This is a genomic window from Planktothrix mougeotii LEGE 06226 (genome assembly GCF_015207485.1).
GTDB lineage: Bacteria > Cyanobacteriota > Cyanobacteriia > Cyanobacteriales > Microcoleaceae > Planktothrix.
This window is the reverse complement of sequence record NZ_JADEWU010000120.1, coordinates 1-12,433: the sequence shown is the minus strand read 5'-3', so window position 1 is coordinate 12,433 and position 12,433 is coordinate 1. Positions and strand designations below refer to the sequence as shown.

The following is a 12,433-nucleotide window of genomic DNA, read 5'->3' as shown; positions in this document are numbered from 1 at the left end:
TTAACTCACGGAGTTTCACCCATAAATGTAATCAGTTATCACCAGTCTTAACACCTGGGTTAACCGTCCCATAAGCCTTTTAGCTTATTTTGGGTTAAACGAATCGCACAAACCGGAATCTATCAGCGTATCCTAAACATTACATTTAGGCTTTAGCTTCTGACTTCCATCTTTCATCCCCATAACATACGCTTTAGATTTGTAGCTACCTACCAGTATTCGACCTCTGTAGGAGTATATGAGGGCTTTTGACGTTCCTTGAAAATGGGATTATTACTTTTAGAATCAACCTATCCACCGAGGTACTTTTGGGAGTCTTAGTAAGTTTTACATAAAGAAACTTACTTTTGAAATAGTTTAATAAAGACTATTTCCTTTTCCCTTTGTTCTTTTGAACGCAGTGTATCAAGTCGTTTCACTACTTATTAATCACGATGGTTCAAGACGGTTGTTTACTTTCGTTATTCTTGAGTAATTGGCTAGAGAACTACCTAGGTACTGACTTGTACCCGATTTCCCGTTACTCCCAGCTTCAGCGTTTTGATAATCAGTCTGACACTGTGGGAATTGCCTAATCTCTTTGGTATTGGATGTCGTGTTCGGAAATCCGTACCATTGACTCCGAGATTAACCCTCCTTTAGGGTCACATTTTCAAAGTTAAGACAGGTTTGATTGGATTTATTGTTGGGTTTGAATGCCCTTATACCAATTGTCTACACCTATCTCCCTGCTTACGTTTTGGGGTTTTATCCCTAGACTTTGACAGGAACGTTTCGCACTTATTATTTTATTGTGACTGATTTAGTCAAGTTTGGTAATCTAACAACGATCTCATCCTAATCTAAAATCTATCCCTAAATCCAGTTACTGCACATCAACTAAAAACCCCTACACCGTAGATAGGGTAGAGGTTAGAGGGAATGAATAGATATAGTGTTGGTGAAAGCGGGTGGCGGGAATCGAACCCGCATTAATAGCTTGGAAGGCTATAGTTTTACCACTAAACTACACCCGCACTGTGTTTCACAATTTCTAACTATAGCATAAACTCCAGAAATGTAAACCCAGTTCTCAAACTTTTTTTTGAGGACTGGGGAACACAGAGGGGAAACAACTAAGACACGGAGGATTCAACGGTTTGTTTTGGTTTGAATTGCACCGTCAAATAATTGATCGCCTGTTTAACAAAGGACTGTAACAAACTAGCTTGTTGATTTTGCTGAAAGACTGTTTGTAGGGTTTTCTTGAGATTATCCCAATTCAGACTCGGATTCTCAGCGGCGTCTAACTGGATGTCCTGCGCTTGAAAATACTCAATTAAACTCAACCCTGCAATTCGGGTTAAATAGGCCGCACTCACCCCCTGAACCAGACTTCCGGCGATAAACGTCACGGTATTACTTTTCAACAACGAGGTTAAAGTTTGGGTGGAGATTTCCACAAACCCTAATTTCAACATCTGAGTGCTAATCGTCGTTGCAACTTCTTGACCTTGCTGAAGGGAGAATTTTTGTTGATAAATTGCCCCTAAATCCATGACTAATTGAGCATTAACCGCCGCCGTTGCTAACATATCTAAAGCCGGAACTGGATTGGCTACTGTTGCCGCCGCTGCAATCCATTGATATTGTTCAATCAATGGTAACGCCTGTTCTCGACGTAATTGATTAACAATTTCTTTCGCCTCTTGTCGCAATCCTAATGCTTCCCGATAGGTTGTTGCTAATACTAAAGCTTGTTGTTCTTGACTGACAATAGAATCAAGGTGCTTTGTTAACAAATCGAGAATCGGTGATTGCGCTTCTAGCCATTCTTGAACCGTCCCATCCTCTTGATGTTGACGAACTTTCACCGGATTTGGAGACGCGGCGATCGCAACAATATTATCTGAGGATAACACCCCGGTTAATGTGGTTTTTAACTGCTGCAAAATCACAGGTTGATCACCGACTAAATATTGATCTTGCTTATTCCACACTAAAATAACTCGATGGTAATTTGCCACCAGTCCCGAAAGAACCTTAAATTCCGGGTCAGTTAAATCTCCCCCGGTCACAAACAAAACCACATCCGCAGTCGTTAAATTGGGGATAGGAGAATTGAGATCGGTTGCTGAAACTTCTACCAAACTTAAAGTTTGAGACTGTTGAGGTAGCCAGTCCGACTGTAACCGTTGTAACAACGCTGTTTTTCCCACGCCTTTGTTACCCACCAGGGCGATATTTAGGTCGGTTCGTTGCAGATGAGTCTTGAGTTGCTGCGCTTGCTGTTGTAGGGTGTCTAAACGGCTGTCCTGAGTTGGGGTTTCAGTGGCTAGACGTTGGATCAGAGCTTGGGTTTGGGCGATCGCTTTTTCCACTAATTCCTGATTTAACGATTCTGGAGGGGGCGACAATTGCAGAGGTTCTGTCCCTTGTTGCTTCCACCACCACAGTCCGGCGCTTCCTAACGCTAAACTAAACAGCATCATTTGTCCGAATTCGGACGCTGAATGCTGAAGGCTTTGCAACAGCCATAGACCTAACGAAAGTCCTATCCCTCCCATTAAAATTGGGCGTTCCAATTTAACTGCCATCTCATCCTCCGCCAACGTCATCAAACCTTAGATTTTCAGTGGGGTTGGTTTGACATAAACCCTAATTTCTATGGTACTTCGACTCTGGCAAGTTGTGGAATTTTAGATCAAAATGATCAGAACAGATCCGTTTGTCAGAATCCCAGATTTTAATGAATCAGACTAAACCGATTGAGGAATAAATTAGACTCTGAAAAACCAGGAATTGATTTTGAACCTCTATGAACAGGGTCAAATTTATGATTACCTTATCGCCCGATTTACAGGCAGCAGAATCTTTTGTTTTAACCCTTCTCAGTATCAGCTTAGATTATCTAACCGATGCTTGTGTTTGGCTGACAAAAGAGGCTCGAATTCAAGGTTATAATACAGCCTTTAAAGAATTGGTTTTAGACTATCAAGACAATCATTTAGTTGAATTAGATTCTCTCGTTGATCTTCCCTTGAATGATTGTTTGCCCCTAACCCAAAACGGAAACCCGATTTCAATATCAGCCTATCCTAACCCAGAAATACAAAAGGGCAATTCTTGTCCCATCAATTATGAACTACAACGAGGAGAAGAACTATTTTTTTTGAGGATTTCAGGAAAGGTTTTAAATCTTCAAGGGCAAGAAATCATTATTTTATGGATTCGTAATATTACTTCCTTTAAACAGTTAGAACTTAAATATCAACAAAAAGAACAATCTCTACGCCAAACTGAAGCAGTATTAAGAGCTACCTTAGAAGCAACCGCCGATGGAATATTAGTGGTGGGGGAAGATTGTGATGTTCCCGTGTATAATCAAAAATTTTTAGACATCTGGTCAATGCCTGAAGCCTTAATGCAACCCAATCGCAGTCAAGAACGAGTGAAATTTGCGGCAGCACAAACCTTAGATCCAGTGGGGTTTATTGATCGGATTAAAAATTTTTCAACTCAACCTTCTGAGAAGGTTATTTTAGACCGCATTGAGTTAAAAGATGGTCGAATTTTTCAGCGTTATGGTCAACTACAATGGCAGGGAGATCGAGTTATGGGTCGAGTCTTTAGTTTTCGGGATATTACTCAACAGATAAAAATTGAAAAATCCTTAAGAGAAAGTGAAGAACGATTACGAACTTTGATTAATGCAACACCGGATATTATTTGTTTTAAGGATGGAGAAGGACATTGGTTAGAATCTAATCAAGCAAACTTAATGTTTTTAGAACTAGAAAATGTACCTTATCAAGGCAAAACGGATTGGGAATTAGCAGAGTTAAAACCTAATTATCGAGAAGCATTATTACATTGTCAAGCGACTGATGAACAAGCTTGGCAAAATGCTGGTATTTATAGAATTGAAGAAAAAGTTCTACGTTCCGATGGTCATCTGACGATTTGGGATATGATTAAAGTCCCCCTATTTGAACAGGATGGCAAGCGTAAAGGATTAGTAGTTTTAGGACGGGATATTACGGATCAAAAACGAGCCGAAGCGGATTTAAAAGCCAGTGAAGAAAAATTTAGACGAATTGTTGAAACGGCTCATGATATAATTTATTTAATGAATGGGGAAGGAATATTATTATATATCGCGCCTAATTTATTAACATTAACTGGCTATTTTCCCCATGAACTTGAAGGGCAACTGTTTACACTCTTTATCCATCCAGAGGATATATCGAAAACTTTTACTGTCTTTCAAACGGTCATTACAAGCGGAAAACAACAATTCGATATTGAATTTCGGGTTAAACATCAAGATGGAACTTGGAATTGGTATAGTGCCAATTGGTCAGTTTCTCAAGATGCTCAGGGAGATCAATTAGTGGTCGGAGTTTCTCGAAATATTAATGAACGTCGCCGTTTAGAAAATGAATTTATCTCTTTAGTTAGTCATGAATTAAGAACTCCATTAACCTCTTTAGTGGGGGGATTAGATTTATTAGCATCAGGACAGTTAGGACTGCTAACAGAACAAGGGAAAAATTTATTAAGTATTGCGATTAACAATACAGAACGATTAATTCGGCTGGTGAATAATATTCTGGATTTAGAACGGATGAAATCGGGTAAAATTTCCTTGGAAAAGGTTAACTGTAATTTAGCAAATTTAATGATTAAAGCTCAAGAAGCCATGCAAGTGATGGCGGATCAAGCTCAAATTGAATTTGAAGTTGATCCGTTTGATTATTATCTGTGGGTAGATCCAGATCGCATCATTCAAATTTTAACAAATTTATTAAGTAATGCGATTAAATTTTCTGAACCCAAACAGAAGGTTTGGATGACCGCAGAAGTGATCAAATTACAGGAAAATGGATCGAAAATTCCTTACATTTGTTTGCAAGTTAAAGATCAGGGACGAGGAATTCCTGCTGATAAACTACAGATCATTTTTGAGCACTTTGAACAAGTGGATGCTTCTGATTCTCGAACTAAGGGTGGGACAGGTTTAGGATTAGCAATTTGTCGCTTGATGGTTGAACAACATCAAGGAAAAATTTGGGCGGAAAGTCATTTAGGACAGGGAAGTATATTTTATGTGATGCTTCCTATCTATTAAACTCACTCCTAGAATTAACGCTCAACAAATTCTCGATATCTTCTCGATTTTGAGTTAAGATTTGAAGTTAACTCTGTCACCCCTAAAAACGCAAACTAATCAGATTACAGGGATAAATGTTATGCTAAACAAACAAATTTTAATTGTAGATGATGAACCCGATGTCCGAGCGATCGCTAAATTAGGATTAGAACTAGGGGCAGGTTGGCAGGTGATTACCGCTTGTTGTGGCGAAGAAGCATTAAGCCTTGCTGCTAACCATCAACCCGATGCTATTTTATTAGATATGATGATGCCTGATATGGATGGCAGGGTGACACTAGAATGTCTAAAATCTAATCCCCATACCCAAAATATTCCGGTGATTTTAGTGACAGCAAAAGCTCAACAGTGGGAACGAGAAAATTTTTCAGGAATGGAGGTGGCTGCTGTATTTGCAAAACCTTTTCGACCCTTAAAATTAGCTGAACAAATTAGTCAAGCTTTGAATTGGCTGAACTAGCATTGATAAAATAGTGGGGATGAATTTTAAGTTGTAATGTCCTGCTAAATTTAAACCTCTATTAACCAGAATCTAACTAAGATGGATCTAGTTTTCTCAAGTCAACTTCATGTTTCCCCCTTTTTACCCTCAGAACTGACGTACTAACCCCGAAAAACTGAGCTTTTTATTCTCTTCCTGAATCTGCCATCACTTCATTCTATTAAAAAACTGGGTTTTTGCGACTATTCTGACCCTGAAGAATTACAATAAAGGTTAGGTTTACCCGATCTTAAATCTTCAATTATGTCCAAATCTAAAAAAACCGAGCCAAAAATTACCAAAGACATCAATCTTAAAGCTCCTCAATATTATCTCAGCCGAGAACTGAGTTGGTTAGAGTTTAACCGTCGCGTTTTAGCCGAAGCTTTAGATCCTCGAACACCTTTGTTAGAACGACTGAAATTTTTAGCGATTTTTAGTTCTAATTTAGATGAATTTTTTATGGTGCGCGTTGCTGGAATTAAGCGGCAAATTGAAGCACAAGTTAATAAACTCACTCCTGATGGTCGAACCCCCCAACAACAACTCAATGCCATTCATGAACGGTTGTTACCGATGGTAACAGAACAGCATCAATATTTTGAACAACAGATTAAATCGGAATTAACTAAAAATGGAATTCATTTATTAAATTATATTGATCTGAATCAAGAACAACGAACGTATTTACAGCGTTATTTTGAAGATGGCATTTTTCCAGTTTTAACACCCTTAGCCATCGACCGCAGCCATCCCTTTCCTTATTTATCAAATCTGAGTTTAAATTTAGCCGTTGTTCTTAAAAATCCCGAAACCAAAGAAGAATTATTTGCACGGGTGAAAGTACCGAGTTCTTTTCCACGATTTATTTCCTTACCTAAAGAATTACGAGGACAAGCCAATGGCGAATTTGCGGCTTGGATTGGGGTTCCTATTGGTCAAGTCATTGCCCATAATTTAGAATCGTTATTCCCTGGAATGGATATTCAAGATTATTACATTTTTAGAATTACACGGGATGCAGATTTAGCGGTTCAAGAAGATGAAGCGGATGATTTATTATTAGCCATTGAACAAGAATTGCGAAAACGCCGCGTTGGGGGGTCTGTTGTTCGGCTGGAAATTAATAGTTCAATGCCCGATTATTTACGCAGTTTATTAGTCGATGAATTAGAATTAGAATCAGAAGATATTTATACGGTCGATGGGTTAATGGGGTTACGGGATTTAATGTTTTTTCTGAGTTTACCCTTACCCGAATTAAAAGATAAACCTTGGAATGCGGTTTTACCTCGTTGGATGAAGGATAGCGAAGATATTATTCCAGCGACATCAGGAGAAGATGAAAAAGATATTTTTGCGATTTTACGACAAAAAGATGTCTTAGTTCATCACCCGTATCAGTCTTTTTCGGCAACGGTTCAACAGTTTATTAATCAAGCTGCCCATGATCCGAATGTCTTAGCGATTAAAATGACTTTATATCGGACTTCCGGGGATTCTCCGATTGTTACGGCTTTAATAGATGCGGCAGAAAATGGAAAACAGGTTGCGGTTTTAGTCGAAATTAAAGCTCGATTTGATGAAGAAAATAATATTCAATGGGCGAAAAAACTAGAACAAACGGGGGTTCATGTTGTCTATGGATTAGTCGGACTAAAAACCCATACTAAAGTTGTGATGGTCGTGCGTCAGGAAGCGGACGGAATTCGCCGTTATGTTCATATTGGAACCGGAAACTATAATCATAAAACAGCTAAACTGTATACCGATTTAGGATTATTAAGTGCCCGACCTGAACTGGGAGCAGATTTAACAGATTTATTCAATTTTTTAACCGGATATTCCCGTCAACAATCCTATCGGAAATTGTTGGTTGCGCCTGTGAATATGCGACAACGATTTTTAGACTTAATTGATCGAGAAACCGAACACGCTCATCAAGGTAAAACAGGTCGAATCGTTGCTAAAATGAATTCCTTAGTTGACCCGGAAATTATTGAAGCTTTATATGCAGCGTCTCAAGCGGGAGTAGGGATTGATTTAATTGTCCGAGGAATGTGTAGTTTGCGTCCCGGTTTAGAAGGAATTAGTGATAATATTAAGGTGATTAGTATTATTGGACGCTTCCTAGAACATTCTCGAATTTTCTATTTTAATAATGGCGGAAAAGAGGAGGTTTATATTGGTTCAGCCGACTGGATGCCTCGCAACTTAAATCGCCGCGTTGAAGCCATAACTCCCATTGAAGATCCTGATATTGCTAAAGAGTTAGAAGAGATTTTAGGAATTATGTTATCCGATAATCGTAAAGCTTGGGATTTACAACCTGATGGTCAATATATTCAACGTCGTCCTGCTGAAAATGCTCCCGAATTATGCGCCCATGATATTTTAATGGAGACGGCTTTAAAGAGTTAAGGATGATGAATTATTGGTTACTGAAATCTGAACCGGATGTTTATAGTATTGAGGATTTAAAACGCGATCGCACGTCCCTTTGGGATGGGGTGAGAAATTATCAAGCGCGAAATTTTCTCAAAGAAATGGAAATTGGAGATCTGGGGTTTTTTTATCATTCTAATACTAAACTTCCCGGAATTGTAGGACTCGTTAAAATCATTGAAAATCATCTAATTGATCCAACTCAATTTGATGTTCAGAGTCCCTATTTTGATTCTAAAGCAACCCCTAATACTCCGAGATGGTATACGGTGAAAGTTGAATTTGTGGAGCAATTTTCTGCTATAATTAGTTTAGAAACTCTCAAACAAACCTTTAATGCTGAAGAATTTGGCGTTGTTAAACGGGGAAATCGTTTATCCGTCATGCCCGTTTCACTATCCGTTGCTGAGAGAATTTTAGGGTTACAATAATCAGGATTTTCCTTCTCTTTCCAAAGAGGATTGAAGAAAATCTCCACAACTGCTACAATGATGTAGTATGCAAACATTACACTTTTAAATTTTGAGGCATTGATTCAAACAGAAACCCTAGACTTATTAGAATGGGAACGGTTATGTCGCCATTTATCCACCTTTACGGCGACAAAACTCGGTGCTGTGGCGGCGCAGCATTTACACATTCCCACGACTCCCACAGAAACCCTGCAACTGTTAGCTCAAACGAAAGAAGCTTACACCTTAGAACTGCGACAAACGGGTTTAAAATTTGAAGGAATTGAAGATATTGGCGTTTATTTAGAACGGGTAGAACGCCTAGGAATGTTATCAGGAAATGAACTGCTTAATATTGCCACAACTTTAGCAGGAGCAAGGCAGTTAAGACGTAGTATTGATAACCAATCTGATATTCCTATTTTAACAGATTTAATCTCAGAATTGCGAACCTATCCTGAATTAGAACAGGAGATTCATCGCTGTATTGATGAACGGGGAGATGTTGCTGATCGCGCGAGTCCTAAATTAGGAGAAATTCGGGGACGGTTACGCAGTCTTCGAGACCGAATTTATGGGATTCTACAAAGTATTATTCAACGAAAATCTAATGCAGTTCAAGAACAGTTAATTACCCAACGGAGCGATCGCTTTGTCATCCCTGTAAAAGCGTCTCAAAAAGATGCAATTCCAGGGATTGTTCATGATAGTTCAACCACAGGTTCAACCCTCTATATTGAACCCAAAGCTACCATTGATCTCAATAATCAACTCAGACAAATTCAACGGCAAGAAAAAGCCGAAGAAGACATTATTTTACAAGCTTTAAGCGAACAAGTTGGAGCGGTTAAACCGGATTTAGAACGATTATTAATCATTGTCACAACCCTCGATTTAGCCGTTGCTAAAGCTCGTTATAGCCTGTGGTTAGAAGCAAATCCCCCCTCATTTATTGATGTAGAATCCTCAGAAGAGGCAACTTCAAATCCCATTAACCTTCGACAACTTCGCCATCCTTTATTAGTGTGGCAACAGCAACATGAGCAAGGCTTCCCCGTTGTTCCCATTGATGTTTTAATTCATCCCCAAATTCGAGTTGTAGCCATTACTGGCCCTAATACTGGGGGGAAAACGGTTACTTTAAAAACCATTGGATTAGCAGCATTAATGGCAAAAGTGGGGTTATTTATTCCCGCGAGAGAACCCGTAGAATTACCTTGGTTTGATCAAGTTTTAGCTGATATTGGAGATGAACAATCTATTGAGCAAAGTTTATCAACCTTTTCCGGTCATATTCGCAGGATTAGCCGGATTTTAGCAGCGATTAATTCTCAAGGTGAGACGGAAGAAAAGACCCGTTCTTCGAGTTTAATCCTATTAGATGAAGTAGGCGCGGGAACCGATCCAACGGAAGGTAGTGCTTTAGCGATCGCACTTTTACAATATTTAGCGGATCATAGCTTATTAACCATTGCTACCACTCACTTTGGGGAACTAAAATCGTTAAAATATGAAGATGAACGGTTTGAAAATGCCTCCGTTGAATTTGATGAACAATCCTTACAACCTACCTATCGATTATTATGGGGAATTCCAGGACGTTCTAATGCGTTAACCATTGCTAAACGCTTAGGATTAAACTCAGAAATTGTTGAACAAGCGGCGGGTTATGTCGGGGAAAGTTCCGAGGAAGTTAATCAAGTCATTGCTGGCTTAGAAGCACAACGCCGTCAACAGGAAACAAAAGCTAAAGCGGCAGGTCAACTCTTAAAAGATACAGAACGTTTGCATCAGGAATTAGCCCAAAAAGCAGCCGCGTTAAAACAACGAGAACGGGAGTTAAAGCAAGTTCAAGAACAGGCAATTCAAGAGGCCTTAATTCAAGCTAAATCGGAAATTGCTAAAGTGATTCGGCGCTTACAACAAGGCACTCCAACGGGTCAAGATACCACCCAAGCAACGGAAGCTTTAAATCAAATTGCTCAACAGTATTTACCCTCTCGAAAAGAACCCCCAAAACCGCCCCCAGAGTTTAAACCGAAAGTAGGAGATCGGATTAGAATTCCTCGGTTTGGTCAAACGGCAGAAGTCTTAAGTGATCCCACTTCAGATGGGGAAATTACCGTGAGATTTGGGATAATGAAAATGACCGTTGGGTTAGCCGAAATTGAATCCTTAGAAGGCTTAAAACCGACTATTCCTAAACCCCCAGAACGGAAAAAAGAACCCACTCCTGAAAAGGAACAAAAACCAGAACAACCTATTGTTAGAACGTCTAAAAATACAATTGATCTTCGAGGAAAACGCACCTCAGAAGCTGAAATTGAACTGGATCGAATGTTGGGTCAAATTCATGATTTTGGAGCAATTTGGATTATTCATGGCAAAGGAACCGGACAACTGAGAAAGGGAGTTCATGAATTTTTGACCAACCATCCGTTAGTGGAACGATTTGAATTAGCTCCACAAAATGACGGGGGCGTTGGTGTTACAATTGCTTATTTAGTAAATCGCTAATTTTTGGGTTAAATCATTGACTGTTTAGGGGTAAAATGTCCATGATTGATGTTAACCCCTGTAGAGACGCGCCATGGCGCGTCTCTACGGCGACCCTTTCATTAAAAGAGGTTGTTGTAAAATTCTTTCCCTGAGTTCATGCTAAATTCTGATGCTAATGATGAGCAAAAATCAAACCCAAATAGAGACGATTTAAACCTTGATCCCCAACCCGAACAATGGGGTGAAATTACGGTTAAAATTCAGTTATTATTATTAGCCATTGAAGCCTTAACCGGAATAGCCTTAGAAACTATTTTACAAGTGGGAACTCTGCTGAAAATAGAGGCTTCTGTTCCTGATCAAATTCAATTATTACAAAAACACTCAGAACAAAATCCTGTATCTATTGAAGAAATGCGATCGCTGGTTCTGATTATTTGTTATATTGCTCAACAGGATCAAATATTAATTCGCCGTGCATTAGGGTTAGTGGAACAAATGACCCATCAAAAAACAGAATTTCGTCAAGTCACCTTGCTGCGGGAATATTTAGATACCTTTAATGAAAGTTATCAACAATGGATGACCCCACACCCTCAAACCCCCTTAGACCTTGATACCCTAGCCATTAAATTACTGATTGATTTATTATTTTATAGTAAACCTGATAGCCATGAACAATTATGGTTAACGCTGATAGAGTCGCCAGTTTAGTTTATCCTTAATGGTTAAGATATTATGATGATTATTCGACGCTATACCCCCCCAACTTGCAGCTTAGAAGTTCAGGCGAAACGTTCTTTTCTATCTCGTCTGAAACAACAACCAATTTTAGAACAGTTTAAATTTAAACTTTGCTTTGATGATCCGCGTTTACCCGATGCCGATCATATTACCATTGAAGGCGATCGCACGCAACTAGAAACCCTCTATACAGTTATTAAAAATTATATTCAAAATTTTCTCAATTTCTCTCCCAAATCCACTCATCAATCTGAAACTTTATCCCTGACTTCTTCCACTGAAAATACCCCAGCTTATGTAATTTTTGATGGAGAACCTTCAGAAATTACCATTAAACCTGATGGCTTATTATATCATAATTTATTTTTAGGTAATTTATCCGATAATTCTGCCCAGTCTTTAGTTCATTTAAGCGTTTTACAACTCTTTGATCTCGCCACCGCCTTAGACGAATATCAAGCAGAAGCCGAACAATTACCGAATCTAAAATCCTTAGAAAAAACCACACCGGAATGGTTAAAAACGATTTTATTTATTATAATTTCTATTAGTTGTTTAACAGGTTTAATTAGACTGATTAATCTCTATCGCCAACCCCAAACTCAAACCGCCACCCAACCGTCCCAAACCGTTCAAATTCCGCCCCCTAATCTTGTTCCC

At 39.0% G+C, this 12,433-nt stretch carries 8 protein-coding genes and 1 tRNA gene; 7 read left to right on the top strand and 2 right to left on the bottom strand.

Annotated features, from left to right (window positions below):
• Nucleotides 1-945: 945 nt before the first annotated feature.
• Nucleotides 946-1,016: transfer RNA gene (locus tag IQ236_RS26410), tRNA-Gly, on the bottom strand.
• A gap of 99 nt (nucleotides 1,017-1,115) precedes the next feature.
• Nucleotides 1,116-2,576, bottom strand: a complete 1,461-nt coding sequence (locus IQ236_RS26405; RefSeq protein ID WP_193872055.1) for a slr1306 family protein — start codon at nucleotides 2,574-2,576, stop codon at nucleotides 1,116-1,118.
• A gap of 239 nt (nucleotides 2,577-2,815) precedes the next feature.
• Here IQ236_RS26405 and IQ236_RS26400 point away from each other — a divergent pair, with 239 nt between their 5' ends.
• From IQ236_RS26400 to IQ236_RS26370, 7 genes are all read left to right on the top strand, one after another.
• Nucleotides 2,816-5,110, top strand: coding sequence for a PAS domain-containing sensor histidine kinase (locus IQ236_RS26400; protein WP_193872054.1), 2,295 nt, complete (start codon nucleotides 2,816-2,818; stop codon nucleotides 5,108-5,110).
• 121 nt (nucleotides 5,111-5,231) lie between these two features.
• Nucleotides 5,232-5,612 carry a response regulator gene (locus IQ236_RS26395; RefSeq protein ID WP_193872053.1) on the top strand — a complete coding sequence of 127 codons (381 nt, stop codon included), beginning with the start codon at nucleotides 5,232-5,234 and terminating at the stop codon, nucleotides 5,610-5,612.
• Nucleotides 5,613-5,897: 285 nt separating this feature from the next.
• Nucleotides 5,898-8,054 carry a polyphosphate kinase 1 gene (gene ppk1, locus IQ236_RS26390; protein ID WP_193872052.1) on the top strand — a complete coding sequence of 719 codons (2,157 nt, stop codon included), beginning with the start codon at nucleotides 5,898-5,900 and terminating at the stop codon, nucleotides 8,052-8,054.
• 5 nt (nucleotides 8,055-8,059) lie between these two features.
• Nucleotides 8,060-8,509: an EVE domain-containing protein gene (locus tag IQ236_RS26385; protein ID WP_193872060.1), complete on the top strand. Its 450-nt coding sequence runs from the start codon at nucleotides 8,060-8,062 to the stop codon at nucleotides 8,507-8,509.
• Nucleotides 8,510-8,608: 99 nt separating this feature from the next.
• Entirely contained in the window at nucleotides 8,609-11,047 is a 2,439-nt protein-coding gene (locus IQ236_RS26380) for an endonuclease MutS2 (protein WP_193872051.1), read from the top strand.
• 138 nt (nucleotides 11,048-11,185) lie between these two features.
• A complete protein-coding gene (locus tag IQ236_RS26375) occupies nucleotides 11,186-11,743 on the top strand; it encodes a DUF3038 domain-containing protein (protein ID WP_193872050.1) in 558 nt (185 codons plus the stop codon).
• A gap of 24 nt (nucleotides 11,744-11,767) precedes the next feature.
• Nucleotides 11,768-12,433: DUF4335 domain-containing protein (locus IQ236_RS26370; protein ID WP_193872048.1), on the top strand; the 666-nt coding region annotated here is incomplete at its 3' end.